This is a genomic window from Microbulbifer regidiadema (SeqCode), assembly GCF_052466995.1.
On sequence record NZ_CP174297.1, the window covers coordinates 1767732 to 1793611 of the forward strand.

The window sequence follows — 25880 nt, forward strand, 5'->3', positions numbered from 1 at the left end:
TTAGTTCCACTCAAAAAACAATAGTACTGCTCAAAGTAAAGACCCACTGAGTTTGGAGCTGCGCAAAAGCGGATTGTTCACGGCCACCAAAATATCTTAGCGATGCATGAAGCCCCCAATCTTCTGTTATCTCCCGCTCTCCACCGACAGTTAAAATCAATCCGCTGTCTTCCGGTGTATAAATTATATCTAATTTTGGGTGGTATTCATTATCGGAAAGTGTCCAGTGTAAAAGCAGGTTGTGTCTCAAGGTACTATCATTTAAAAAAACCATCGCAGAGGACTGACGAAGATTATCCCACTGTACACCCTGACTTTGATACCAGTGGCTGTTATCAAATACCTGATCCCACTCACTCTTACCGAGAGTGCGGCTATCAAACCAATACTCAAAAATAACTGAATGCCCTTCACTGTTTGCCCAGGTCATCCCGATAAGGGCCTGCCAACCATCATTATCCCGTTCTTGTTGTGGTACAGCCATCAATTCTGCGGGCTGCCAGCGCCAATACTTTTGCTGATAACGCCACTCTGTATGGACCTCCCACTGCTCTCCATAAGTGTCAACCCAACTCCCGCCTAGATTCACACCGCGCTGATCATCGATATAACCCAATAATTGCCACTCGGCGCTTGCACCGAGCTGATACCAGCGCGCAGCAAGGCCCTTTGGGAGGTCACCTGTAGAAACCTGGCTAATGCCAGCATCCACCAGCATTACACTGAATTCCCCACTACCGGTAAAGCGACTGGCAGATGCAACCCCAACGCCCTCATTCACCTGAAGCGCAACCGCATTTCTCTCTATGGGTAAAAACCAGTCCAGCGGACGCTGTCCATAGCCAACACCAAAATCCAAGCGGCGCTTGCCCAATAGCCAATCCCAATTCTGCCAGCTGCCCTGCCAAAAAAACTCATCAACCACGAGTTGTGAGTCTTCACTAGCCCCCCTCTCGGCCTGGTGAAATACGGACACCTGCCCCTCCCAGTCTTGATACTGGAAAGCCCCCTGAAGTAAAGCTTGCCGAGACACGCCTGATGCGCCATCAAAGAGCACGCTATCGGAGGCGCGATCATAAGCAGTTGCCATCGCCAGCTCCCACTGCGATTCGAAAGGCGCAGCCTGGCTAGTAGCGTTAGCAAGTATCAAAGGTAAGACCAGGAGAGTGTAAAGTTTCATCGTTGCCTCCATTCAATGGAGACACACTATCAACCTGACAAGCCCAGACCAGTAGATAAGACCAGCGGTGCCCCACCTAGATAAATGGCTGTTGGCAGGGATTAATGGCAGAAGTCATCTAGGAAGCTGTTGATCACTCTTTTCGCAGCCAGCCAAGAATCCGCGCATTATCTACAGACCAACTTGCCGGTGGCTCGAAAATAAGGGCGTAGCGCTCTCGGGGCGGAGAAAATGGGCCCGCATTTTGCTGGATAATCTCCAGAGTTCCACTCTCTATATCCACCATAGCGACAATGGCTACATGGCCATAAGGGTTAAATAGCGAAGGGCTATACACGACGATATCACCAATATCTGGAGGAGTATCGCCTTCATTGTGAAACTGCAATAACCCTCTTTTTGTATTTATACTGCCCTGGTGAAGTGTCGAATCAAAAAAGTCTTTAGCGTGGCCGTAGGTATCCGGCATCCGGTGCCCAAAGCGCTCATAATAATAACGTTTAACAAACTCAACACACTGGTATTTTAAGCCAATATTATAACCATCTTCTGATGTGTTGCGCTCCTCGACGTTATTCACTCCACCGTTGTAATAGACCGCCACACCATGAAGTGAGTCAATTAATTCCCCAACAGAATGGGCGGAATTAAGATTTAAACGGGTCGCAAGCTGGTAAATCGTCAATACCAATAATCCAATACCGGCAAGTATCGCGATAAACCCAACCTTACTCACAGCCCCTTTAATTTTCACTGCGACAGACAACATCCTTATTCCCCACCAATTAAAGTCAATCGTTAAAATCCTATTATAGTCCCCGATCTGTACGCAAAACCTATCGCTATTGAACTCCAGCGGCAATCAAATATCAGTCCAATTCCTTTATCCTAGCCACTGGCAACTGGCCGTTTAATCGCTACGAACCCTGTCACCAATTGCGTAAATTTGATCGGCACCACCAAGGACAAGCACCACCAATACTCCAACGCCGTCACAATTGGCCAAAAAACCGATGGTTGTTTTGCCCAGGCTCATCCAGAATTCGGCTTCGATTATCTAAGGCTCGCAGGAACTGGACCTTTGCCCGGCGGTCCATAAAATACCAATTCCCAGCTCATTTGCATCCAGAAATACGTTGAGTTTGTCATGCCCGATACCTTAAAACTCCTTACAGCATTTAGCTTATCCATTCTCCTTAGCGCCTGTGGAGGCGGCTCCAGTAGTAGCTCCAGCGATGAGTCTACAGAAACGGAAACCAGTACCGACAGCGGAGATACTGACGGCGCCGAAGGCGATACCGGCGGTTACACCTTTAATCCCAGCAGCCCCCTGGCAACGCTTATTGTAGGAGCCCAGGAGTATGCCAGTGGCACCCTCACCCTCGAAGACACAGATAGTGCCAGCCCCTCCTTTCAGTCCAGTAGTGTTGCCGGTGACTACGGTGATTTTACTCTCTACGAAAGCGGGAACTGGGAGTATCAATTAAACACTAACGCTCAAAATTTAAACAATGGCGAATCCGCAGAGGACACCATTTCCTTCCAGCTCACGGATAGCAGCACCCTCTCTGTCGTATTCTCCGTACAAACCATCGAAGCGAGCGAAAGCAGCATCGTGTTTATCTTTATGAACTTCTCGGACGCCTCTGTAGAGGACGACCTGAGTATTTCACAAATCGCCGATATGGCCTTTAATGACACGGACTCCCTCGATAGTGCCTACCATGAGAACTCCCTGGGCCAACTAAAATTCAGCCGTCACCTGAGCAATGACACCTCACTGGACCAGTACTGTTACGGCGAAAATAACGATGAGAGTAGCTCTATCGACTGCTTTAGTTACAGTATCACCGACAGTCAGAATGGTGGTGTATTGAGCATTGAGGATGCAGAGTCCCGCTCAGGCACGGAGTACAGCGATAGCGGCTACACCTGGAGAGATAACGCCACCCTCTGGATTGAGAGCAACTATGTCGACTCAAATACCCAACCGGTAGACCTCAGCGACTGGCGCCACCGAGTTTATATCTTCCCCGAAGCTGCTGCCAGAGCTGGGCTGGTTGGCACTGGGGTAGCCTCCGTCGGCGGCCGCTGGAGCATGATTACTGCCGATAGCGACCAGCTGATTATGGGCCACGAATTAGGCCATAACATCGGTCTCGGCCACGCCGGCAACGACAACAATAATGATGGGGACACCAATGATAGCGGTGAGAATGAATATGGCAGTGACGGCTCTCTAATGGGTAACGCCTGGCAGTCGCGGCTCTTCGGAAGTGGTCACCGTGATTATATGGGTTGGTATGATGCCTTTCCCGGGTACACCGAAAGCCTGGAAGCCGTTTCCGGTACCACCACGAATATTGAGCTTCAAGCTATAGAGCTGACAGCAGGGGAGCTCAGTAGCAGCCTTCCCCAACTGTTAAAAGTTGAGAGCGCGGGTAGTAGAAATGGCGAGAGTCACTATTACATCGAATACCATATTGAGCACAGTATCTTAAACCCCCGCCCACACCATGAAAATTCGGTGACAATTCACTACCTGATTGACAGTAGTAACAATGCCACTGCCAACCAGGTGGCAACCTTGTCTAGTGCTGGGGAGAGTTTTACTGACTCCTCAGCAGGAGTCACCATTGAACTCCTGTCCACTGACAACAGTAATAACTCTGCTACTGTGTCTATAACCTACGATGAGTAACCTCAAGAGGAGTATGTCTGCAATGAAAAATTTACCCTTAGCCCTGCTTCTCGCCCTTTCCCCCTCCGCAATGGCTGGGGAAACTATAACTGGCGTTTTAGAGGAAGAGATTTCCGAGAACTTTCAAACAGGGGAGATCGATCATCGCTTCTCGGTAAAAGACGAAACCACCGGTGAGTATTACTTTATCGACGCACAGGAAGCGAAAAAAAAGGGCATGATATCTGGTGAGCGGGTACGCCTCTACGGTGAAAGGGAAAACAAGCGGCGCTTTCGTATTCGGGAGTCCCAGCGCTTGGAGTTAAGGCGGGAGGAGTAAGCCTCCCCAGCATCCCGGGGATAAATAGCTTTAACCCAGGAAGCCTCTGAATAATCCTGTAGTACCGCCGCTTTACCCCCCAAGGTATTCGGGATTATTCAGCCCCCCCACATTACCGTCATAATGCACCAAAAACGGGCAGATAAAGCCAGTCGAGCTAAACTAAAAACATTATCAGACAAAAGCTGGCCTCAGCAGTGGCTCTCAAATAGCCACTTAAATTACAGCAATAAAAATTATCGCGCTATTAAAACGCCCAAGCAACTTCAATAGAAACTCAGTTCAACCCCCAGCAGGAACAACTCACCCCCTACAAATTTCACCTTGCCGCACAGCGATTGTAGGGAACCGCTCTCCAATATACCTTTTAGTCAAATAAGGCAATATAGCCCCTTTAAAGCCTTCCAGCTAGATCATGGCTCGCTCATACCAACAATCAATTCGAAAATAATATTAGCAAGAGTCTCAACATGAGAAACCATAAAATTAGAAAGCTCTTTGCGATCAGTATTTCTTTTTTTACACTACTTATTAGCTGCAACGCTCTTGCCAATACTGGCCGCACGGTACTAGTGGAAGCTGCACACCCTTGGGAGCAGGCCATCAGGGCAAAACTTTTTTGTTCTGTATCATCACCACCACTGTACCAAATATCCAGTCATACTGAAGCAGAATTAACACAAATAAAGCCGATCGGCTCCATTGTTAAAGCCGGCGAACTAGTAGCTGCCCAAGATGATTTCTACCTCTCCCAGGAAATCAAGATTATTCGCACAGATATAGAAATCACCCAGAGCCAGCTGACTTATGCAGAAGAAGAGCTGGGTAGACTAGAAAAACTTCGCTCAGCCGACATGGTATCTTCATCTCATTTAAATAATCTTAAATTGGACGTAGATACCTATCGCTTAACTAAGCAAAGACTTGAGCAGCAGTTACATACAGCCGAATATCGTTCAAAGCGCCTGCAACACTTTGCAAAAAACGATAGCCAGGTTTTAAGTATAGATGCCAACCCGGGGGAGAGACTTAATTCAGGGCAAAGAATTATGCAACTGCTTCCACTTATTGAAAATCAAATTGAATGCAGCCTACCCGAGGAACATCTAAATAAAGAGAACTTGTTAAGTCAAAGTATCTTTAAACTTCACGAGCAAGATATCGCCCTCAGAAATATTAGCCATACCGTTAACCCGGAAACACAAAATTTGCGACTTTTCTTTGAAGCCAGCAGACAAAACTTTAATTCCCTGCTAGTTGGGCAACGATTTGAAATCACAATGTTGACGCCCTTCAGCAGCAAAGATAATCAAGAGTTTATCACTAAAGTTCCAAGTGACGCAGTTATACTCGAAAGCGGCCAACAATATAAAGTTTGGACTCTAAATAGTGACCAAAGAGCAGTTAGCGCAAAAGTGCAAATAATAGATACACTCCAGGATTATTTTGTTGTGCGCTCAACCATTGCACCGGGTGATCTTCTCGTGGTGTTGGGCCATGAAGGATTGCAACTCAATGAAGCTGTTACTCCCACCGAGAGGGAAAGCACATGAAAGCGCTAGAAAAATACAGTTCCATCATTATAAGTTGCACCTTTACGCTGATCATTGCCGGCATTATAGCCGGCTTAAATTTACCCAATGCCCTACTCCCCTCGATTAATCGCCCGCAAATTGCTCTGGCAACAGCCTGGCCAGGGAAGACAGCGGAAGAAATAGAGCAAATACTTATTGCTCCACTGGAGCAAACACTCTCCAATTTAAGTCATTTGAAAGAAGTGCAGACCAATATCAATAGCGGTATAGCCTGGACCACCATTGACTTTCATACAGAAGCAGATATGGAGAAGATGTATATTGAAGTCCTCTCCAGAATCAACCAAGTGCCTAACTGGCCAACCCAGGTCAGCACACCACGTGTATTTAACTTCTCCAATGGCGCAGGCGCCACACTGGCAACATTTTTTCTATATTCAAAGCAGCCGGCCAGTGAATTGGATTTAATTGATGCATTCACAAACCATGTAAAACCCGCCATCAGCAAAATTCCTGGGGTATCATCCATTGAAGAGGCCGGCACACCCACCGCCCAGCGAGTTGACATTGAATTCGATTCAGAAAGAATGATTCAGAACTCTTTAAGTATTGCTGAAGTCACTGAGCATCTCAATAACCTTGTAGACCGTTCGGGCGGCAATCTTAAAATTGGCTCCAAAGATTATGCCTTACACTTTAAGGGGCAGGTTCCCATAGGCGAACTTTCACAGCTACCCATCGCCACGAGAGGGAATCAGATTATCCAGCTCTCGGATATCGCCTCAGTAACACCACGCATAGCATCGGACTGGTCATATTTTGCCCTCGAAGGTAACCGGTCACTCTATTTTTATCTGCTTCCCAGCCAAAATGTCAATGTTCTAGAAACTATTGCACAGCTGAAATCAACCATGGAAGGGCTAAACAGTGGAGAGTTGAAACGGCTCGGGATGGAGCTTGCTATAAGCCGTGATGACTCCAAGGGCATTCGAGACTCCCTCAATCTGGTATACGGCAGCCTGCTGCTAGGATCTTTACTTGCCTGCCTGGTACTCTATTGGTTTCTGCGCAACTTTAGAACCTTAACCCTAATATTTTTAAGTATCCCTGTCTGTGTCTCCCTCGTTATTCTCGGTATGTACCTCGGCGGTAGGAGTATGAACGTTATCTCTATAGCGGGAATTGCACTGTCTATTGGATTAATGGTTGATGCCGCAATTATTGTTATAGAAAATATCCAAGGATTGCGACAACAAGGGGTCAACACTCAAGAAAGCATTATACGGGGCACTAGGGAAGTCACCGGACCCTTGATCTCATCTACAGTATCCAGTGTTATTGTTTTTCTACCGATTATTGCTATGAAGTCCGCAACCGGACAGTTATTTCAGGATTTAGCTTTCACAATTTCAAGCGCCCTACTCGCCTCCCTATTATTTGCCCTGCTAATACTACCTTCACTGGCGAGGCACTTGCTGGGAAAATCTACCCCGGTGAAAAAAGAGGCTGCCAATACAACGATTAACACTGCACTAAAGAAATTTGTCAATCGCTCAATTCAAGTCGCAAGCAACCCTAAGAGAGCAATGGCTATCCTAACTTTGGGTTTACCAATTGCGCTGATCGCCACTTATTATTCGTCACCTCCCATAGATGTCCTTCCCGATCCCAAACAGAATATGATCTCTGTTTTTATCAATTTCGAAACCCCTCTAGCCGCAGACGTGATTAAAACCAATATTGCAGAGCGGGTAGTCAACAGAATTACCGCCAATAAACAAGAAATAGAAGAGCAACTCTCAACCTATGGAATCATTTGCAGCCCAAATAACTGCCACCTGTATTTATACACCAAGGGTGACTGGGAGTTTGACAAACTACAAGAGTGGCTCAATGAGAAGGCACTCTATGGGTTAATCGGTACTCAAATTCATTTTAGACACGGCGGCCTGTTAAGATTTGCAATGCCTAACAACCGCATTAGCCAACTGGATATTAAAGGCGCGGAACTATCTAGATTGCAGCTGGCCGGCACAGCACTTATAAACCACTTGCGCTCAGAACTTCCAGAAGCGCAAATTCGAGAAGGCAGTGCGCTGCAAAATCGAGCGGTCCGAATAGAGTTTCAGCCTCGCCTAGTGCAGCTGACTCATTTAGGTATTACAGTATCAGAGTTAAACCGTCATTTAATGGCCCTAACCGATGGAATCTATATTGGACACTTCTATACAGGAACCAACACTCTTCCATTCTATTTCAAGGCAAAGGCCCCACAAAACCTACAGACACTTCTAGATACTGAAATATTAATTAATGGTCATGGATTTATCCCACTGCGCGAACTTACTGACGCCAAAATCACTCAGGCCCCCGCCAGTATACTTCGCGTTGGCCAGGAAGTAAGCGCATCGATCAATTTAACGCCGGCAGAGGGCGTGGCGATGAAGTCTTTTGTCGAGAATGTCGATAAATCCGTAAAAGCTTTTCTGTCAGAGAGTCCCTACAGGGATCTTCATACCCAGTTTCGGGGTAGCGCCAATGAGCTCAACTTATTTCTCAATGAGTTTATGAAGATATTTTTAGCCGCCCTGGTAGTCCTGGCCCTGCTAATGTACTTCGCGCTGAAATCGGTAAAACTCGCTGCCGCTGTTCTCTGCGCGATACCCCTCTCATTCGCTGGCGGAATGTTGAGCTTACAGGTTTTAAACCTTTTCACCCCGCAAAGCCTTGATGTGATAACCATGATTGGATTTGTAATCCTGATGGGCCTTGTGGTTAATAATGCAATACTACTGGTTAATCAGTTTCAAAAGTCTCTGCAAAGCGGAGCCAGCCAACTAGATGCCATATATGCAGCAGCCAGCTTGCGCGTCCGCCCCATTATGCTCACCACAATCACCTGTATCTTTGGCAACCTCCCCCTAGTGCTCAATCCAGGAAATAGTGCCACCATTTACCGGGGGCTAGCCACAGTGATTACCGGCGGAATGCTATTTAGCGCCCTATTTATCTTGGCCTTTATGTCTGCGCTGCTCTCCCAAAAAGCATTTAGCCCCCAAGTATCGCCTCATGAGCCAAAGAATGACCTGAAACTACCGCAACCTAGCAGCACCTAGCCCCCTATAAGGGGCTTCAGCCTAATAGGCCTGTGCTGGCAACTACAATAAAGGTGCCAGCACAGGTGTTACTCATAGCTACTTTAAATCGATTACAGCCCCCAACCCCAAAGAGAAGCCCCCTGTATCTCCCCCAAACCCATAATTTGTGATCACAGTCTCTTATCAAGAGAAGCATCACCTATCGTAATTTATAGAACTGCTAGCGACCGCCCATATCTATCTGGTAGGCTTCCAGGCAAATATCCCCTCCCTTGGTGGATAACCAAGGCCCCACGAGGATAATAATGAAGATGATTAGACTATTGGCGATATTCGCCCTTGCCGCCTACTGCCAGTTGGCTGCGGCCGGCAATGCCGAGCCCACAACCTTTAGCCGCCCGGGCATACTGTCTTATAACTTTTACTCTGATCTACTGGAGCGCAAATACGTTATCGACGTTATGCTCCCGCTCTCTTACAGCCCAGAAAATGCTGATCGCTACCCGGTCATCTATATGACCGACGGCTTTCTACATTTCCCCATGACTGCTCCCAACCTGATTCAGGAGCAGGTTCCCGATGAGTTTGGCAATGTCAAAGTTCCTGCGGTGATTCTGGTAGGTATTTCCCATGCTTTCGACCACCGAAATCTCTCCCAGCGAGTGGTGGACTTTACCCCTGTATCCGGCGTGATCAAAGGCGCCAAACTCGGTGGTGGTGCCGATCATTTTCTCGAATTTATTGAAGAGGAACTTAAACCCTTTATTAATAATAATTTTAAAGGCAACGAAGAAGATGAAACTCTGGTCGGCCACTCCCTGGGAGGGCTCCTCGCCCTACATGCACTGTTCAACCACACCAATAACTTTGATCGATATGTTATTGGAAGCCCCAGTATATGGTGGGCCGACAAACAAATTTTGGACAGCGAACTGGCCTATGCAGAGCGCAATACCGACTTGGGGAAGAGTGTGTATTTATTTATTGGCAGTGAAGAGGTTTGCAATGAGGTTAATTCAGTTTGCGGGATTGAAGATTTTTCTTTTTTAACCCAACAGCTTAAATCCCGTCAATATGAAAACTTAACCTTAAAACAACATATGTTTGATCATGAGAATCACAGCACAGTTGTCGCCCCTGGATATGACCAAGGGATTGAAAAGGTATTTAGTAGCCAGATCCTACCTAGAAAGTACTCTTTCTAACAAAAAATCCTGCTAAATTTTAAACTATTAACCCGGCGGCCCAATAGTTCGCTTATGCTGCATATTTAATTTACTTATCCTAAAAGCAGGAAGCTACTCGCACGAGCTTTTTCTGCAGCATCCTCATGTGAGAAAGTATTTTGTTTTCAATTTTTTCTTGGATCGTGCTGAAATCCCACTATGTACGCCCCCCCTTTAAGGTCGCAGTTTAAATATTTATCCAGATTCAATTCAGGTGAATACGATGGCAAGCAAAATATTTCTATCTCATTCTCATGTTCTGACAGCCAGGCTTTAACCACTCGAGCATGATGCACTCTAAGTGCTGTCCAGAATGAGGGGAACTTTGCGACCTACTGTATTGATTAATCGCTTAAGAAAGCCAATTAACCTGTCGACATCCATACTTCCTTCGTAAACTTGAAAGCGTACTGCTCCTTGATTTGTAATCGCTGAAATCATATTGAGTGAAGCTCGCTTTGCATTTAGCTTCGCAATGGGCGTTTTTCCTTTTGGCGCATAGCCCCGCTCATACTGACAATCACTGCGAATGTCCGTTTTATCGCCCCGGTAAATTTCTGCACCCTCCTGTTTCGCACGCTGTTTAATATCTAGATAGTCTTCTTCCATCAATTTTTAACGGATTTAGGATTTTTCTCATAGGCCCGTCCGGCGGGCTTCTGCGCTGTAAAACCTCAGCATTTCAGATAATCACCTACGGTGCGAATTAGCATTTTTATGCCATATTCATGTTTAATTAGCTCCATGACAGTCTTGTACGCCCATAGAGCGTAGTTAAGCTTGAGCTGATCCGGCTGTTCATCTACGATTTTTTTGAAGTTGCGTTGCCTGCTATGTGGTTAGGCTACGATTCATCCCTTCCGGATAGCCACGTTTTTTGGCGGCTAATACCTCGAAACCGCCAAATTTGTAGTGTGATTACCCTGGAGCAGCAGCCACTTCCTGATTTTGTATAGAAGGGACCATTAGGACTTCAAGACGCTCCCAGGGGATTAACGAATCCATTTACTCAAGAAGTTTCTCTTTACGAGTTTTACAGTGCCTATCCAGTGTTCGGCTTCTAAAAAGCTGGCTTGACACATGGTTTGCGTTACATTATTTTCTTTGCGGCAAATTGTTATCCTAACCTATTTTAGGGCGCAAACTTATTCAGAGGCTCCCTAGCTCCCTGAGAGACTTAATCTAGCATACCCAATTTAAATCGGAGACCCCAATGAAACTTAAACTCCTAATTACATTAATTGCAATAGGCTTATCAAAAAACGCCTTATCTGCGGGGTCATCTGGCGATGTGACCATCAATAAGATAGGCTGCCACATGAATGACGCTACCTGCTATGCCTATCTAGACCAAACTGTTGGTCCCGATAGCTGCAACAGTAATTCTATTCGATGGAGCCGTGATGCCGATAGCGGCCAAGAAACTTTAACCTTATTAACCGCAGCATTTCTTGCAGGGAAAAAAGCTAATTTTAACGTTTTAGACACTTGCTTTCAAAATGGGATCTACCCAACATTTAGTTACTTCAATGTAAACAACAATTAATAGTAAATACCCCGGTAAAACCGGGGCATTTAACTTCTTAAACTAGTCGAGCCGATAGCGGCTTATTTGCAGATAAAACAGGGGGAACCTATCCGCCCATCCACTCTACTTATCATTCAAACGCCGCAAATGCTCCTCGCGGGTTCTGCGCATATTAACCACATGACTCCGGCTAAGGCGATCATGCATCAAGTTGCCGCCGAGAAAACAGTTGATAAACCAACCGATTTTCCCCAGCACCAGGGTTAGAGTAAAGCTAACTACTCGCCAGAGGCCATGTCCATATCCAATACGTTCAAACTTTTGGTTAGTTACGCGATATCCCATTAAGTATTTTCCCGGCGTAGCCTGGAAGCGGGAGCTTTCCAACAGCCATGCAAGTAATAGATATGCTAACAAACAGATTCCAGCCGCTTCAAAGGTTGCAGTATCTTCTGGCTTATCAAAAGCCTTTATCAATACAATAGAGGCTGGAAAGCCAACCGCGACAAAAAGCAGAAATAGATCCAGCAGTACAGCTACCCCTCTCGCCAACAAGTGGCCAAAGTAATACTGCTCGTAGTTCTCACTCTGCTCCTCTCGATGACCGCTTATCACTTCCCGTCCGCCGCGAAGCCCCCGCAAAGGGTCTACCACAGACTCATGATTTTCCAGAGCGCCAAACAGGCTGTTACACAAATTGTCATCCAGCGCTTGATACAGGTAGGGGGCATTGCCCCTCCAATCAAACAACTCATCGCAGTATTGCAAAATATCTGAGCTAATCTGAGAGCCTTCGGTTTTCTCTCCCTGCTCAATACTTTGATTAAAGAGGGCAAAGCGTTCGAAGAGCGACAGCCCCAAGTTCCAGTTATACTCTTCATCAAGCATATGGGGGCTTTGGGCAAGAAAATGCCAATTTTGCACACTATTGAGTTCAAGTTCACGACTGAGAAGATCGTCTACCTGCTTGAGAACACGGTGGTACTCCTCAACGCGCAGATCTCTTTCGGGGCTTGATTCGGCTTGTGAGTCTGATTCCGATAAAGCAACCTCAACCTGATCACTTAATTTGGGCCCTGCCTCTTCGGGCTCTACCGTCAGCTTTGGCGGCTCTGGCTCTGGCTCTGGCTCTGGCTCTGGCTCTGGCTCTGGCTCTGGCTCTGGCTCTGGGGCAGTGTCAGTGGTTGTAGGCGCTATGGCAACCTCAGGCAAAACGGGCTCATCTATCACCCGCTTCACGGGGGTTGCAGCAATCGCCTGCCCTTCACTCTCAGTAATGAGCGGTTCTTCTACGGAGCTGGCCAGCGGGGGCTCGGAGGGTCTATCGTCCCCCTGGTCAGAATGTGCCTCCTCTTGCAGCTCCTCAGCAAGCTGTAGCGCCTGCTTGTACGCAGAGTGCAGGAGTTGAAATTCCTTGGGTTTTTCATCCGGGCGAGTCTGCCTTAACTTTTTTGCATAGGCACGCTTAATCGCCCGGGCATCATCGGTAGGCTTGATTTCGAGGGTGTCCCAAGGGGCCATCAAATCCAGTCCTCACTATCCAGGCGATCCAGTATTTCACCGATTTCAGAGCGAGCCTTGATGATTTCCGCAGGGTTTTGCCGCTCAAGCACACCTTCGAAGGAGGCCAACAACTTAGCGATATATTCCCGTTGCTCTCCCAGGCTCGATTCATACAAACGCTCACCGCGCGCAATGATAGCCTGATTTTTCTCATCTTCCCGCGGGTGGAACTTTAACTTTTCCAGCTTTTGTAAAGCTTCCGCTTTTTGTATATCTGTAAGTGCTCCCGGGGTAAATTCAATTAATTTATTAAACGTTTTACCGGTGGAGACAACGGTGACATCCACCTCCAGCAAGCCATTCATATCGTAGGTATAGCGAATATCAGCAGCCTCTTCACCCTTTGGCTTTTTAGGGACGGGAACCGTCAGCTCACCCAGGTAAACATTTTTGCTTACCAGGCGGTTTTCCCCCTGATAGACATCGATGCAAAGCTGTGTTTGATCATCGCCCGCTGTCCACACGCGCCTTACTACGCTAACCGGCACTACCGTATTGCGTTCAATAATTGGCATAAAGTAACTGCCAAGCTGCGAATTATCTTCATTGATCACGCCCGTACCCAGGGTGTAGGGGCACACATCCGTCAACACGATATCATCCAGGGCTGAATTTTTTTCCTTCAGGCCTGCCTGAATTGCGGCGCCCATAGCCACAACGGTATCAGGGTCTAAATGACAGGCCGGCAGGCGTCCAAACATTCGCCCTACCATTGAGCGGAAATGGGCTAAACGTGTCGAACCGCCAACCAATACCACTTCATCAATTTTCTGCGGCGGCAGATTGGCATCGCGCATCGCGCGCTCTATCGGGCGTTTAGCCCTGAGCAGTAGTGGAGTACTAAGCTTCTCAAACCATTCGGGGGTCACGCGGTATTCCATAGCGCGGCCATCGATTTGCAATTCAAGCTGCTGCTCTGGTAATTGGCTCACTCTGCGTTTCGCTGTCTCCAACTGCATATATAAATTTTGCAGTTCGCGCGGCTCTAGCGCTTCTTTTTTAGATTGAATTCATCCAGGATGCTTTCAATCATAGCTTCAACAAAATCCTCTCCTCCGAGGAAGTTGTCTCCCGCACTGGCATGAACTTCCATAATGCCATCAAAAAATTCCAGGATGGACACATCAAATGTACCACCCCCAAGATCTAGGATCAGGAAGTGCCCTTCGCGTTTATCATGTAGACCATAGGCAATGGCTGCGGAAGTTGGTTCGTTAATCAGGCGCTCAACTTTCAGTCCGGCTAACTCACCAGCCAGTTTGGTCGCATGTCGCTGGTTATCATTAAAATAGGCCGGGACGCTGATCACAGCTTCTGTGACTTCCTCATTGAGGTAAGTTTCAGCATCTTCTTTTAGAGCCCTTAAAATCAGGGAGGATAATTCGGTCGCGGTAAACTGCTGCTTACCAAGAGAGATTTTATGATCGGTGCCCATTAATCGCTTAAATGCCGCCACCGTGGTGCCGCTATGATTAATCAGGCGTTCTTTTGCCGTCTTTCCGACGACCAGCTTCCCGCTATCATCAAGCCCCACAACAGAGGGGGTCAGAGTCTCCCCCAAACGATTGGGAATTAATTTTACTCCGTCTTCGGTCAATACACCGCAAGCGCTATTGGTCGTACCCAGGTCGATGCCAATAATGGCCATATTACCCTCTGTCTAATACTTGAAATCGGTTGCTTTGGGCAGCCTGTGAATAGGAACTACAACCAGGGCCCGGCCTCGCAGGAGGCCCAACTCTGTCGAGATATCACAGCTACCGCACTATTCCTGTAAGGGACTGGCCATTCACAGCAAACCGCAGCCAACACTTGCGGTTTTTAAGGCCTGCACAGGTATTACAAAATTTTCCAAAAGTTCCCGGGCTATTTCGAATCTCTTGATATTTAAACTATCATTTTGAACCCGGTTTATAGCGTATTATTTTAAGCTGCCTTGAGCACAAATAGCCAGATGGGGCGCAGCTACAGGACATTACCCGCTGCGGGAAATCGCCAGGTGGGGGTACAAAGCGGGCCGCAGGGGCCCGCAGAGATATAATGGGGTACTTCAGGGGCCTCTCAGGCTACCGAAATAAAATTTAAGGCGCGCGGCGCTCTATCTTCCAGCTCCCATTTTCTTCAAGCCGATAAATAAAACGATCGTGCAGCCTGTTTGCGCCCCCCTGCCAAAACTCAATAGCACTGGGCACCACACAATAGCCTCCCCAAAATTCCGGCAGGGGGACCGTTTTACCGGCAAAGCGGGTTTTCTCATTTTCAAACCGCTGTTCCAGCTCCTCCCGGGAGGAAATCGGCTGACTCTGATGAGAGGCCCATGCCGCTAGCTGACTATCCAGAGGGCGGGATTGAAAGTAGGCCTCGGCCCGCTCGCGGGAAACCGGTTCTACCTTTCCATAGACAATGACCTGTCGCTCCAGACGGGTCCAGGGAAACAGCAGGGATACCTGTGGATTAACCGCCATATCCCGAGCTTTGTCACTGTGCAAATTGGTGTAGAACACAAAACCTTTGTCATCGAAGCCCTTCAGCAAAACGATCCGCTGCGAGGGCTGCCCCTCCGCATTCGTGGTGGCGAGGCACATAGCGCTGGCATCAACGAACTCCGCCTTAACAGCTTCCTCAAGCCACTTGCTGAACTGCTCCTGGGGGGTCGGCGGCAATTCAGAGCGTCTTAAACCGCCCAGTTGATATTCCCGACGCCATTTATCGATTTCCATGGTGCTACTTCCTCGGTTGTTCTAGCTCAAAGTTTATTCAGCGGAGTGGCGGAAGGCTATTGCGCGGCAGCCATCTCGTCAAATTCCCCAGCACCTAACGGCAGGCAAAGTTATTGCAAGCTCGCAACATTTCCTGCCGCGATTCAGGGAGCCCTTAAATAATTCCGTGATGCCTCTACAGAGCGGCTCTCAGTCAGGGAGCGACTTCGCAGGGATATCTGGACCGCTCAAGAGACCGCAGCGCAGAGTGAAAATCGCTCTGCAAGCCCCAGCTGCTGCGTTGCGGCTCTTCTACTACAAAGGGCTGCGGCCATTCGCGGCGAGCTGTGCCCAACCTCTGTGACCTGCAAGGCCCGCAGAGGTATCACGGAATTATTCAGAGGCTCCCTAGGAGGAATCTCAATTTTCCTGCGATTTTGCCTGTGAAGATGCAGACTCTGCGGATGCTTGCACCCCTATTGGCGGGCCGCTAGGCTCACTGCATTTTTACACGAATAAGGAAAATGGTGCTTATGTCCTCTGCGCCCACATGCGCCCAGGTGCTGATGCGCCTGCTGCGTGAATACCAGGTAGAAAAAGTTTTCGGGATTCCCGGCGTGCATACCATCGAACTGTACCGTGGCCTACCCGGTAGCGAATTGATGCATATCACGCCAAGACACGAACAGGGCGCCGCCTTTATGGCTGACGGCTATGCCCGCGCCAGCGGCAAACCCGGTGTCTGCTTCCTGATTACCGGGCCGGGACTCACCAACGCAGCTACGGCTATGGCGCAAGCTTACTCGGATTCCATTCCCATGTTGGTTATTTCCGCCGTCAATCGCCGGGAAGATCTGGGCATGGGCCGTGGGCGCCTGCACGAGCTACCCCGCCAGAGCGATGCCAGCCGGGGCTTTTGTATCTGGCAGCACACCCTGACCCAGGCGGAGCAACTACCGGAAGTGATGGCGCGGGCATTCCAGCTACTGCAATCCAGCCGCCCCGGCCCTGTGCATATCGAAATTCCTATCGACCTGTTCCCGGCAGTGATGCCCGGCCAACTGGACGATTACTGCGCGGCCCCCAGCGCCACAGCCTCGGCAGCCAGTGCGACAGCCATCGCAACTGCGGCCCAGTGGCTGCAAGCTGCCGAGCGCCCGGTGATTCTTCTCGGCGGTGGCGCGCAATCCGCCGGGGAAGCGGCAACACAAATTGCGGAAAAGATCACTGCCCCAGTTTTCCTATCGCTGGCCGCCAAAGGCGTTGTCGACGAGAGACACCCCCTGTGTGGCGGTGCCAATCTCAGCTTTGATTGCGTGCGCGAGCGAGTGGAAACTGCCGATGTAGTCTTGGCCGTTGGCACTGAACTTGCCGAAACTGACCGCAATCTGGTGCGCGAGGATTACGCTTTCTCCGGCAAACTGATTCGCATCGATATCGACCCAGCCCAACTGGTATGCAACGCCCAACCGGACCTGGCGATCTGCGCCGATGCCGCTGAAAGCCTACAGCAGTTGAGCGCAGCCCTGCTCGCGCACGAAGAAAGCTCGAAGCGACAGGCAGAAGAGGAAGTTTCACAATTAATCCGCCGCTGCCGCAAAGAGTGGTGGGAAGGCTCTGAGGAGCGTTTTCCCTGGGTTGAGGCCCTGCGCGAGGCCCTGCCAGAGGAGGGGATTCTGGTTACCGACTCCACCCAGCTGGCCTATAATACCAACCACGCCCTGCCGCTGTACTACCCCCGCAGCCATGTCACCTGCACCACCGGCTACGGTACCCTGGGCTTTGCCCTGCCCGCTTCAATCGGCGCCAAACTATCCAGCACACGGGATGTTATTGCCCTGATCGGCGATGGCGGCCTGATGTTTACTCTGGGCGAGCTGGCCGTTGCGGTAGAACAGCAATTACCCCTGCCGATCCTGGTGTGGAATAACAGCGGCTACGGAGAGATTCGCGACTTTATGGATGCCGCAGAAGTCCCCCAAGAAGGGGTTAACCTGCGCACGCCGGATTTTGTCGCACTGGCACAATCATTTGGCGCCGAGGGCTGCCGTATCGACAAGCCGCAACAATTAGCGGCGGCAGTTGCTGAAGCCCTACAACGCAAAACACCAACACTCATCGAAATCACCGCCCCTTAAAGCGGCGCAAAGCAAACGGAAGCGTGACATGACAGATTTCAACAAACTGCATACAGACAAACTGTTTATTAATGGTGAGTGGCGTGAACCCCTCGGCAACGGCTCCCACCCGGTTATCAATCCCGCCACGGAAGAGATGATCTGCCAGGTAGTGGAGGGCTCTGCTGAGGACGTCGACACCGCCGTCAGCGCCGCTCGCAGCGCCTTTAAACAGTGGCGTCACACCAGCGCAGCACAGCGCTCGGCCCTGCTAACTGCCATTGCCGATGGTATGGAGGCGCGCAAGGAAGACTTGACCCAGGCGATCTCACAAACCCTCGGTTGCCCCGCCCACATTACCCGCTGGCTGCATGTAGACGGCCCCATCTATGCGATGCGCTACTACGCCGAGCGCACCTCGATAATGGAGGAGACCGAAAAAGCCGCCCACTCGGTGCTCATTCGCGAACCGGTGGGTGTGTGCGGCTTTATCACTCCCTGGAACTACCCCCTGCACCAGTTTGTCGGCAAGGTTGCCCCGGCCCTCGCTGCGGGCTGCACCATAATCGCCAAACCCTCGGAAACCACTCCGCTACAGGATTACATCATGGCGGAGATCATCGAAGCCGCCGGCGTTCCGGCGGGCGTCTTCAATCTGACTCCCGGCCCGGGCTCAGTAGTGGGGGCCGCGCTGTCCTCGCACCCGGGAATCGATATGGTGTCCTTTACCGGCTCTACCCGCGCAGGGGTTGAAGTGGCCAAAGCCGCAGCGCCCACGGTAAAAAGAGTAACCCAAGAACTCGGCGGCAAATCGCCCCTGATTATCACCCCGGATGCAGACCTTCGAGCAGCGGTTCGCTGGGGCTGCGAAGATGTATTTATTAACAGTGGACAAACCTGTACCGCACTCACCCGTATGCTGGTCCCCGCCGAGCACTATGAAGAGGCGGTAAAAATCGCCAAGCAGGTAGCTGAAGAAGTGGCGCTGGGCACCGACACCAACGCCTTTATGGGCCCACTGTCCTCCGCCCGCCAGCTGGGGATTGTGCGCAGCTATATCGAAAAAGGCATCGACGAAGGCGCCCGCCTTGTGGCCGGCGGCCTCGACCGGCCCAACGGACTGGAAAAGGGATTCTATGTAAAACCCACGGTCTTCGCCGATGTACACAACGAGATGACCATCGCCCGGGAAGAGATCTTCGGCCCGGTGACCTGCCTGATCCCCTACAAAGATATGGATGAGGCGATCGCCATTGCCAACGACACCGAGTACGGCCTGTCCAGCGGGGTTTGGGCCAAAGACGCCGAGAGCGCTATGCCCATCGTTCGCCGTATTGAAGCCGGCCTGTGTTTTGTCAACGGCGGAGAGTTTAACTACGACGCCCCCTTCGGCGGTTACAAGCGCTCCGGCAACGGACGCGAGTTTGGTGAGGCGGGTCTCGGTGAGTTTATCGAACTAAAATCCGTGCAGCTTCCCGCATAAATGTCTGCACCGCCCTCTAATCAGGGCGGTGCTGTTGACTGCCAATCCCCTCCCCGTTATCTTTGCTCGCACATCACGAGAGTGGCTGACGCCAACGCCAACCTGCCGACCGGGGCAAGGTGGTTCTCTCTCTGCGGCACACAAAGCCTGCGGGGAGGATGGGGCTCTACCAGAGCAAACCAACCGGATGGGCGAATATCATTTCGCCATTTCCACGTCAGCCCTCCATAGTTTTACCATTGGAGGGACCATGTCCGAATCACCGTTTTCCAGCAAAGATATTATCGAAATCCAAATTGCCAGCCAGAGAAGCCACACGGCTGTACGCGCGGTGAGAAGAGGTGATCGTCAGTTGTTGTGGCAACTACTGTTCGACACCGCCGAAGAGGCATTAAAATTTGCCACCAGTTGCCGCGCCAGTGAGCACCCGATTTCGGCCCACGAGGCCTGCAAGCTGGCGGGATAAAGTAGAAGCGACAGGCGCCGCGAGTTCGCGCCCATTACCCTGTGCCAAGAGCACCCGACAGGAGCTAAAAACAATACCATGTCAAAGCCAGAACCATTCTTTGAGCACCTGCGCAGCGAACTAAAACAGATCGATGCCGACGGTCTGTACAAGCGCGAGCGGATTATTACTTCCCAGCAAGCCGCTGAGATCCAGGTGAACAACGACACCCAGGTACTTAATTTCTGCGCCAACAACTACCTGGGCCTGGCCAACCACCCGGACCTGATTAAAGCGGCTAAAGAGGGGCTTGAGCAATACGGCTTCGGCATGGCCTCCGTGCGCTTTATCTGCGGCACCCAGGACATCCACAAAGCGCTGGAATCGCGCCTGTCTGAGTTCCTGCACACCGAGGACACCATCCTCTACACCTCCTGCTTCGACGCCAACGGCGGCCTATTCGAAACACTGCTCGGCCCGGAAGATGCCATCATCTCCGACGCCCTCAACCACGCCTCTATTATCGACGGCGTGCGCCTGTGTAAAGCCAAGCGCTACCGCTACGCCAACAACGATATGGCGGAACTGGAAAAGCAGTTGCAAGCCGCAGACGCCGCTGGCGCCAAGACCAAGCTGATCGCCACCGACGGCGTCTTTTCTATGGACGGCGTGATCGCCAACCTCAAAGCCCTGTGCGATCTGGCCGACCAGCACAACGCCCTGGTTATGGTAGATGACTCCCACGCCGTGGGCTTTCTCGGTGACCACGGTCGCGGCACCCACGAGTACTGCGATGTGATCGACCGTGTCGATATTATTACCGGCACCCTGGGCAAGGCCCTCGGCGGCGCTTCCGGCGGCTTTACCTCTGGCCGCAAAGAAATTATCGATTTGCTGCGCCAGCGCTCGCGCCCCTATCTGTTCTCCAACTCCGTAGCCCCGGCTATCGTCACCGCCTCGCTGAAAGTGTTGGATATGCTGACTGAAGGCGGCGAGCTGCGTGAACAACTGCGCGACAACTCCGCCTACTTCCGCAAGCGCATGTCCGAAGCCGGTTTCACCCTGGCCGGTGCCGACCACCCCATTATCCCAGTTATGATCGGCGACGCTGCCCTGGCACAGAAAATGGCTGACAAGATGCTGGAGCGCGGTATCTACGTCGTCGGCTTCTTCTACCCGGTAGTGCCCAAAGGCCAGGCCCGTATCCGCACCCAGATGTCCGCCGCCCACACCCGCGAGCAGCTCGACCAGTGTATCGATGCTTTCATTGAAGTCGGTCGCGAGCTAAATATTATCTAAACCCAACAGACAGCGGTGCCGTTGCCGTAATCCTCACAAGGGATTCAGCAAAGCGGCACCGCGCCTTGCCATTTGTAGTTTTTAAGACAATGAAAGCACTATCCAAACTGAAATCCGAAGTGGGAATCTGGCTCACCGATGTGGAAATCCCCACCCCGGGCCACAATGACCTGCTGATCAAGATTCACAAAACCGCAATTTGCGGTACCGACATGCATATCTACAACTGGGATGAATGGTCTCAAAAAACCATTCCCGTCCCCATGGTAGTTGGCCACGAGTATGTGGGTGAAGTTGTGGGTATGGGGCAGGAAGTTGCGGGTTTCCAGGTAGGTGACCGGGTTTCTGGTGAAGGCCATATCACTTGCGGCCACTGCCGCAATTGTCGCGCCGGCCGCCGCCATTTGTGCCGCAACACCTACGGTGTCGGCGTAGACCGCCCCGGCGCCTTCGCAGAGTATCTGGTGATTCCCGCACTCAACGCCTTTAAGATCCCAGACAATATCTCCGACGATCTCGCCTCCATCTTTGACCCCCTCGGCAACGCGGTACACACCGCCCTGTCTTTCGACCTGGTTGGCGAAGATGTACTGATTACCGGCGCTGGCCCCATCGGTATTATGGCCGCAGCGGTTGCCAGACACGTGGGCGCCCGCCATGTGGTGATCACCGACATCAACGAATACCGCCTGGAACTGGCGCGTAAAATGGGTGCCACCCGCGCGGTAAACGTCGCCAAGGAAAACCTCAACGACGTAATGAGCGAGTTGGGAATGAGCGAAGGCTTTGACGTTGGCCTGGAGATGTCCGGCGTACCCGTCGCCTTCCGCGATATGATTGCCGCGATGAATCACGGCGGCAAAATTGCCATGCTCGGTATCCCCGCAGGTGAAATGGCAATTGACTGGGGACAGGTTATTTTTAAAGGCCTGATTATCAAGGGCATCTACGGCCGCGAGATGTTTGAGACCTGGTATAAGATGGCCAGCCTGATTCAGTCCGGCCTGGATTTGACCCCGATTATTACTCACCAGTTTTCTATCGACGACTTCCAAAAAGGCTTCGATACCATGGGCTCTGGTGAATCCGGTAAGGTAATTCTGAACTGGAAATAAGTCCTAGCAGCTGCGGGATTTCCCGCAGCTGCTCCCTCTCTATCCTCAATCTGCCGCCCTCTTTCCAACAGGAATTTTGCGCTATCTACCGCACCTTACCTACGGGCAAATTCAATTCTTCGGACACAATCCACAGATCTACTTCATCATATAAGTGTGATGAATAGTCCATAGTTACATGTTTAACATTCAGCCGGCTGAGCGCAAGATGCGCAGAGCTGAATGCAGGAAACAATGTCTTGGTATTGTTCGGAAAATTAATTGTTAGCTAGCAACACTTGGTGCAGCGGTACTATTTCTGACTTTTACCTTCAGTCTTGTGAACCGTCAACAAGGAGGAATAAACCTTGACCGACTCTTAAAGGAGGTGTCGGATTTGAAAAATGGAATTAGAAGCCCTTAAGAAAATGACTAAAACAGAAAAATCCACCCGCGATTATGCAACATCAATGGCGAACGCTCTACTATACAAGCCTTGGCAGGCTCATCCAGCTGGTTGCCGGACTGGATGACCTAGGTTATATTTCAGCCGCTCCTACTGGCAAAGTTAGACAACACAAGGAACCATATGATAGAGGAAGTCGTCGGAGGTTTTTTTAGAGTTATTGGCCATTTCTTAGGCCACATATTTATAGAAATAATCTTCGAGTTATTACTGAAAGGGCCCGGTTATTTCATTAGTAAGCAATTTACCAAACGTGATCCTGATCCAGATGGACTCATTGTTGTATTAATAGGCTTCTTATTTTGGATTGCTCTTGGCATAGGGGCCTATAGCATGTATGCCACTGTCGGCGGAGCCAATAATGTTTAACGAAACAGGATAACACTATCTACCACGCGGAGAAGATCTCCATTCCTCGACCTCAATATGACATTGCAGCCGTTGCTTGCGGCACTAAAGGCTATCGAATTATGGCACGAAACCCACACACAACATGGGAAATGCTTGATGTTGCCATGACGCATTATCAAACATTCATTTCAAACAAGAGTCAACGACTCTCATTAGGCATTGTTGATTTGTTGCATGTAAGTAATTTCAAGGGTGGTAATACCTCAATTACTGAGCCTGAGATCACACTTGGCAGCAAACTGAGTAGCTATGAGGCTGTACTTTCTGAGATCGATCATAATTTTAATGGCAAAACGCTACCTCAGCTAAATAAGCAAGAAACAGCCGGGCTTATAAAATTATGCAAAGACATTACTGATTTAACAAAATCCAACGATACAAAAATCAGAGGGTTTGGTGCATCATACGCTTCTGCGTTACTGTCAGCACACTTTATGGACCTTATCCCCATTCTTGACCGAAGAATATTAAATGGTGCGGGCATTGAAGCGGTGTGGCACCATGACCCATGATTATAAACGTCACGGGACAAGCACTCTTTTTGCCGCCCTTAATACGCTGACTGGTGAGGTCATAGGTGAGTGTAGAAAGCACCATCGTCATCAGGAGTTCTTAGGCTTTTTAAAGACCGTAGAAAAGCAAACACCCAAAGAACAGGATCTTCATCTTATCGTCGATAATTACGCGACTCACAAGCATGAAAATGTAAAGCGCTGGCTCAAGAGAAACAAACGAGTTCATCTTCATTTTATTCCGACCAGTTCATCCAGGCTAAATCTGGTAGAAAGATTTTTTGGATTACTCACAGAGAAGCAGTTACGCCGAGGGGTATTCACCTCAGTCAAGGAGTTGGAAACGGCTATGTTGAATGCAGGAATCTAAATCTATTTATTTTTATATTCGCTCCAACTTAATGATAAGAACCCAATCATTACTATAAATATCCCCAACGGCACTGATAAATTGCTTAAAATAAACACCATCTGCGATGATCCATCTGTCAACTTAATCCACACTTCACCAGTTTCCAACATGTAGGATGGTCCATATAAGCGAAACAGCCTTCCAGATTCAGTGATTACCAAGCCAATTAAAATCAATAAAGATTGAAGATCTCTCCTTTTAATAAAGAAAAATACACAGCCTAAAATTAGCCCTGAAAAAGCAAAAAATATCAGTACCGCCCCAATCACCTCAACAATCCACACAAACATAACCACCCTCACATCAACCGTCATCACTACAACAGTTTAAACTAGCCCACTCTTCGACCGAGTTATAACCAAATCTGATGTTTGAAGATTTGAAAGAAAGCAGCGTATCTGGTTGATTTGTTGTCGCCAAACAAAGCAACCAACCAAGAGTACGCTGCTATGGACAAGAATACCGCTGTTGAGTTTACAGGTCGACAGGAGACCACTGACCTACTGACCGAGCTTCTGCGCCGAGGTGCACGGGAGCTGCTGCAGCAGGCGATTGAGGCGGAGCTATCCACGTTTATGGAAGGCTTTCAAGGTCATCTCCTGGACAGTGGCCGCGCCGCAGTCGTCCGCAACGGCCACCTGCCGGAGCGCGATATACAGACCGGAATTGGCCCAATAAAGGTGAAGGTGCCGAAGGTCCGAAGCAAGGATGGGGAGCCGGTAACCTTCCGCTCAGCCCTGGTGCCGCCCTACGTTCGCAAGGCCCGCTCACTAGAGACGGCGCTACCGTGGCTATACCTGAAGGGTGTTTCAACCGGTGAGATGGAAGAGGCTCTTTCGGTGCTGGTTGGCCTAGAAGCGAAAGGTCTGTCGGCCAGTACAGTGGCTCGCCTGAAGGCACAGTGGAAAGGCGACTATGATACTTGGCGAGCCAAATCCCTGGATAAAGATCGCTGGGTATACATTTGGGCAGACGGCATATACAGCGGCCTACGCTCGGAAGAAAGCAAACTCTGCGCTCTGGTCGTCATAGGCGTAAATGAGCGTGGAGAGAAGCACTTTCTGGCGATGGAAGATGGAGAGCGGGAGTCGACGCTGAGCTGGAAAGGTGTGCTGGGTAAGCTGAAAGAGCGTGGCATGAGCGCCCCAGAGCTGGCTGTTGGCGACGGCGCTATGGGGTTCTGGTCGGCGCAGAAACCTACCCCGAAACCCGCCAGCAGCGTTGCTGGGTACACAAGACGGCCAACGTCCTGAACAAGCTGCCAAAGGCGAGTCAGCCGAAAGCCAAACGCTTCCTGCACGACATCTGGCAGGCAGAGACGCGGGCGAACGCGGAAAAGGCATTTGACACGTTTATCAAGACGTACGAAGCCAAATACCCAAAAGTTGTCGAGTGCTTGCTAAAGGATCATGAAGAGTTAATGAGCTTCTACGACTTCCCGGCAAAACACTGGCAGAGTATCCGAACAACGAACCCGATTGAGTCGACGTTCAGGACGATACGGCACCGGACCAAGCGTTCGAAAGGCTGTCTATCGAGAGAAGGGATGCTGCACATGTTGTTCAAGCTCGGGATGTGCGCGGAAGGAAAATGGAGAAAGCTTCGAGGCTTTGACTACCTTGCGAAGGTCATCACCGGAGTGAAATTCAAAGATGGAGAAGAGGTGCCAACCGCTGACCAGAGCGCTGCCTGATCAAACCTGCTGAACACCAGAATTGACAATAACTCTCGGGCATATGATTCTTTTGCTAGCGATGGGCTTGATGATGCTAGTCAGCGGCTTATTCAGGAG

23 protein-coding genes, 2 pseudogenes and 1 riboswitch are annotated in these 25880 nt (G+C 50.0%); of the genes and pseudogenes, 16 read left to right on the plus strand and 9 right to left on the minus strand.

The features are described from left to right. Positions 1 to 10: 10 nt before the first annotated feature. Positions 11 to 1180 (minus strand): hypothetical protein, encoded by a 1170-nt coding sequence (locus tag ACJJIK_RS07640; RefSeq protein WP_444944651.1) that lies wholly within the window; start codon positions 1178 to 1180, stop codon positions 11 to 13. A gap of 133 nt (positions 1181 to 1313) precedes the next feature. After that, complete coding sequence (locus ACJJIK_RS07645; protein ID WP_444944652.1) at positions 1314 to 1949, minus strand: CHAP domain-containing protein; 636 nt, start codon at positions 1947 to 1949, stop codon at positions 1314 to 1316. A gap of 378 nt (positions 1950 to 2327) precedes the next feature. On the opposite strand from ACJJIK_RS07645, the gene ACJJIK_RS07650 reads away from it, so the two are divergent. The 5 genes from ACJJIK_RS07650 (at position 2328) to ACJJIK_RS07670 (ending at position 10038) form a co-directional block, all read left to right on the plus strand. Continuing rightward, positions 2328 to 3881, plus strand: a complete 1554-nt coding sequence (locus ACJJIK_RS07650; RefSeq protein ID WP_444944653.1) for a VCBS domain-containing protein — start codon at positions 2328 to 2330, stop codon at positions 3879 to 3881. Between the two features lie 22 nt (positions 3882 to 3903). Next, positions 3904 to 4200, plus strand: a complete 297-nt coding sequence (locus ACJJIK_RS07655; protein WP_444930379.1) for a hypothetical protein — start codon at positions 3904 to 3906, stop codon at positions 4198 to 4200. Positions 4201 to 4670: 470 nt separating this feature from the next. Next, a complete protein-coding gene (locus tag ACJJIK_RS07660; RefSeq protein WP_444944654.1) occupies positions 4671 to 5753 on the plus strand; it encodes an efflux RND transporter periplasmic adaptor subunit in 1083 nt (360 codons plus the stop codon). Beyond that, positions 5750 to 8851, plus strand: coding sequence for an efflux RND transporter permease subunit (locus tag ACJJIK_RS07665; protein WP_444944655.1), 3102 nt, complete (start codon positions 5750 to 5752; stop codon positions 8849 to 8851). The genes ACJJIK_RS07660 and ACJJIK_RS07665 overlap by 4 nt, the downstream gene beginning before the upstream one ends. Positions 8852 to 9144: 293 nt before the next feature. Then, positions 9145 to 10038 (plus strand): alpha/beta hydrolase, encoded by an 894-nt coding sequence (locus ACJJIK_RS07670; protein WP_444944656.1) that lies wholly within the window; start codon positions 9145 to 9147, stop codon positions 10036 to 10038. 146 nt (positions 10039 to 10184) lie between these two features. On the opposite strand, the gene ACJJIK_RS07675 is transcribed toward ACJJIK_RS07670, so the two are convergent. Together ACJJIK_RS07675 and ACJJIK_RS07680 are read right to left on the minus strand one after the other, a co-directional pair. Further along, complete coding sequence (locus ACJJIK_RS07675; RefSeq protein WP_444944657.1) at positions 10185 to 10355, minus strand: transposase; 171 nt, start codon at positions 10353 to 10355, stop codon at positions 10185 to 10187. Between the two features lies 1 nt (position 10356). Continuing rightward, positions 10357 to 10668 (minus strand): transposase, encoded by a 312-nt coding sequence (locus tag ACJJIK_RS07680; protein WP_444930374.1) that lies wholly within the window; start codon positions 10666 to 10668, stop codon positions 10357 to 10359. A gap of 604 nt (positions 10669 to 11272) precedes the next feature. Between ACJJIK_RS07680 and ACJJIK_RS07685 the strand changes: the two genes are divergently transcribed. Then, complete coding sequence (locus tag ACJJIK_RS07685) at positions 11273 to 11605, plus strand: hypothetical protein (protein ID WP_444930373.1); 333 nt, start codon at positions 11273 to 11275, stop codon at positions 11603 to 11605. Positions 11606 to 11710: 105 nt separating this feature from the next. On the opposite strand, the gene ACJJIK_RS07690 is transcribed toward ACJJIK_RS07685, so the two are convergent. The 4 genes from ACJJIK_RS07690 to pdxH form a co-directional block, all read right to left on the minus strand. Continuing rightward, entirely contained in the window at positions 11711 to 13108 is a 1398-nt protein-coding gene (locus ACJJIK_RS07690; protein ID WP_444944658.1) for an RDD family protein, read from the minus strand. Continuing rightward, a complete protein-coding gene (locus ACJJIK_RS07695) occupies positions 13108 to 14082 on the minus strand; it encodes an Hsp70 family protein (RefSeq protein WP_444944659.1) in 975 nt (324 codons plus the stop codon). Before ACJJIK_RS07695 ends, ACJJIK_RS07690 begins: the two co-directional genes overlap by 1 nt. Before the next feature lie 53 nt (positions 14083 to 14135). Next, positions 14136 to 14798 (minus strand): Hsp70 family protein, encoded by a 663-nt coding sequence (locus ACJJIK_RS07700; RefSeq protein WP_444944660.1) that lies wholly within the window; start codon positions 14796 to 14798, stop codon positions 14136 to 14138. Between the two features lie 433 nt (positions 14799 to 15231). After that, positions 15232 to 15870, minus strand: a complete 639-nt coding sequence (gene pdxH, locus ACJJIK_RS07705) for a pyridoxamine 5'-phosphate oxidase (protein ID WP_444944661.1) — start codon at positions 15868 to 15870, stop codon at positions 15232 to 15234. A gap of 512 nt (positions 15871 to 16382) precedes the next feature. Between pdxH and ACJJIK_RS07710 the strand changes: the two genes are divergently transcribed. From ACJJIK_RS07710 to ACJJIK_RS07750, 9 genes and pseudogenes are all read left to right on the plus strand, one after another. Further along, entirely contained in the window at positions 16383 to 17987 is a 1605-nt protein-coding gene (locus tag ACJJIK_RS07710) for a 5-guanidino-2-oxopentanoate decarboxylase (RefSeq protein WP_444944662.1), read from the plus strand. Between the two features lie 28 nt (positions 17988 to 18015). Further along, entirely contained in the window at positions 18016 to 19449 is a 1434-nt protein-coding gene (locus ACJJIK_RS07715) for an aldehyde dehydrogenase family protein (protein ID WP_444944663.1), read from the plus strand. 65 nt (positions 19450 to 19514) lie between these two features. After that, a riboswitch (SAM-I-IV-variant riboswitch) is annotated at positions 19515 to 19641 on the plus strand. A 58-nt stretch (positions 19642 to 19699) separates the two neighbouring features. Further along, on the plus strand, positions 19700 to 19915 hold the full coding sequence (locus ACJJIK_RS07720) for a hypothetical protein (protein WP_444930367.1): 216 nt from the start codon (positions 19700 to 19702) through the stop codon (positions 19913 to 19915). Between the two features lie 78 nt (positions 19916 to 19993). Continuing rightward, the gene (locus ACJJIK_RS07725) at positions 19994 to 21193 is read left to right on the plus strand and encodes a glycine C-acetyltransferase (protein WP_444944664.1); all 1200 of its coding nucleotides are present in this window, start codon (positions 19994 to 19996) and stop codon (positions 21191 to 21193) included. An 89-nt stretch (positions 21194 to 21282) separates the two neighbouring features. After that, on the plus strand, positions 21283 to 22308 hold the full coding sequence (gene tdh / locus ACJJIK_RS07730) for an L-threonine 3-dehydrogenase (protein ID WP_444930365.1): 1026 nt from the start codon (positions 21283 to 21285) through the stop codon (positions 22306 to 22308). A 383-nt stretch (positions 22309 to 22691) separates the two neighbouring features. Beyond that, positions 22692 to 22820, plus strand: coding sequence for a hypothetical protein (locus ACJJIK_RS07735; protein WP_444944665.1), 129 nt, complete (start codon positions 22692 to 22694; stop codon positions 22818 to 22820). A 56-nt stretch (positions 22821 to 22876) separates the two neighbouring features. After that, a complete protein-coding gene (locus tag ACJJIK_RS07740; protein WP_444930364.1) occupies positions 22877 to 23122 on the plus strand; it encodes a hypothetical protein in 246 nt (81 codons plus the stop codon). Positions 23123 to 23223: 101 nt separating this feature from the next. Beyond that, positions 23224 to 23676 (plus strand): hypothetical protein, encoded by a 453-nt coding sequence (locus ACJJIK_RS07745; protein WP_444944666.1) that lies wholly within the window; start codon positions 23224 to 23226, stop codon positions 23674 to 23676. Next, a pseudogene (locus ACJJIK_RS07750) lies at positions 23663 to 24016 on the plus strand (IS630 family transposase); the annotation flags it as partial. The gene ACJJIK_RS07745 and the pseudogene ACJJIK_RS07750, both read left to right, overlap by 14 nt. Before the next feature lie 32 nt (positions 24017 to 24048). Here the strand turns inward: ACJJIK_RS07750 and ACJJIK_RS07755 are convergent. Further along, the gene (locus ACJJIK_RS07755; RefSeq protein ID WP_444944667.1) at positions 24049 to 24378 is read right to left on the minus strand and encodes a hypothetical protein; all 330 of its coding nucleotides are present in this window, start codon (positions 24376 to 24378) and stop codon (positions 24049 to 24051) included. A 159-nt stretch (positions 24379 to 24537) separates the two neighbouring features. Here ACJJIK_RS07755 and ACJJIK_RS07760 point away from each other — a divergent pair. After that, a pseudogene (locus ACJJIK_RS07760) lies at positions 24538 to 25781 on the plus strand (IS256 family transposase). The last annotated feature ends 99 nt before the right edge of the window (positions 25782 to 25880 follow it).

Excerpts from the sequence above, each read along its gene's own strand:
- tdh (WP_444930365.1), top strand. The coding sequence starts at position 21,283 with ATGAAAGCACTATCCAAACTGAAATCCGAAGTGGGAATCTGGCTCACC.
- ACJJIK_RS07725 (WP_444944664.1), top strand. The coding sequence starts at position 19,994 with ATGTCAAAGCCAGAACCATTCTTTGAGCACCTGCGCAGCGAACTAAAA.
- ACJJIK_RS07735 (WP_444944665.1), top strand. The coding sequence starts at position 22,692 with ATGGAATTAGAAGCCCTTAAGAAAATGACTAAAACAGAAAAATCCACC.
- ACJJIK_RS07655 (WP_444930379.1), top strand. The coding sequence starts at position 3,904 with ATGAAAAATTTACCCTTAGCCCTGCTTCTCGCCCTTTCCCCCTCCGCA.
- ACJJIK_RS07715 (WP_444944663.1), top strand. The coding sequence starts at position 18,016 with ATGACAGATTTCAACAAACTGCATACAGACAAACTGTTTATTAATGGT.
- pdxH (WP_444944661.1), bottom strand. The coding sequence starts at position 15,870 with ATGGAAATCGATAAATGGCGTCGGGAATATCAACTGGGCGGTTTAAGA.
- ACJJIK_RS07645 (WP_444944652.1), bottom strand. The coding sequence starts at position 1,949 with ATGTTGTCTGTCGCAGTGAAAATTAAAGGGGCTGTGAGTAAGGTTGGG.
- ACJJIK_RS07755 (WP_444944667.1), bottom strand. The coding sequence starts at position 24,378 with ATGTTTGTGTGGATTGTTGAGGTGATTGGGGCGGTACTGATATTTTTT.
- ACJJIK_RS07665 (WP_444944655.1), top strand. The coding sequence starts at position 5,750 with ATGAAAGCGCTAGAAAAATACAGTTCCATCATTATAAGTTGCACCTTT.
- ACJJIK_RS07640 (WP_444944651.1), bottom strand. The coding sequence starts at position 1,180 with ATGAAACTTTACACTCTCCTGGTCTTACCTTTGATACTTGCTAACGCT.
- ACJJIK_RS07660 (WP_444944654.1), top strand. The coding sequence starts at position 4,671 with ATGAGAAACCATAAAATTAGAAAGCTCTTTGCGATCAGTATTTCTTTT.
- ACJJIK_RS07680 (WP_444930374.1), bottom strand. The coding sequence starts at position 10,668 with ATGGAAGAAGACTATCTAGATATTAAACAGCGTGCGAAACAGGAGGGT.
- ACJJIK_RS07650 (WP_444944653.1), top strand. The coding sequence starts at position 2,328 with ATGCCCGATACCTTAAAACTCCTTACAGCATTTAGCTTATCCATTCTC.
- ACJJIK_RS07690 (WP_444944658.1), bottom strand. The coding sequence starts at position 13,108 with ATGGCCCCTTGGGACACCCTCGAAATCAAGCCTACCGATGATGCCCGG.
- ACJJIK_RS07670 (WP_444944656.1), top strand. The coding sequence starts at position 9,145 with ATGATTAGACTATTGGCGATATTCGCCCTTGCCGCCTACTGCCAGTTG.
- ACJJIK_RS07700 (WP_444944660.1), bottom strand. The coding sequence starts at position 14,798 with ATGGCCATTATTGGCATCGACCTGGGTACGACCAATAGCGCTTGCGGT.
- ACJJIK_RS07720 (WP_444930367.1), top strand. The coding sequence starts at position 19,700 with ATGTCCGAATCACCGTTTTCCAGCAAAGATATTATCGAAATCCAAATT.
- ACJJIK_RS07745 (WP_444944666.1), top strand. The coding sequence starts at position 23,224 with ATGGCACGAAACCCACACACAACATGGGAAATGCTTGATGTTGCCATG.
- ACJJIK_RS07740 (WP_444930364.1), top strand. The coding sequence starts at position 22,877 with ATGATAGAGGAAGTCGTCGGAGGTTTTTTTAGAGTTATTGGCCATTTC.
- ACJJIK_RS07685 (WP_444930373.1), top strand. The coding sequence starts at position 11,273 with ATGAAACTTAAACTCCTAATTACATTAATTGCAATAGGCTTATCAAAA.
- ACJJIK_RS07710 (WP_444944662.1), top strand. The coding sequence starts at position 16,383 with ATGTCCTCTGCGCCCACATGCGCCCAGGTGCTGATGCGCCTGCTGCGT.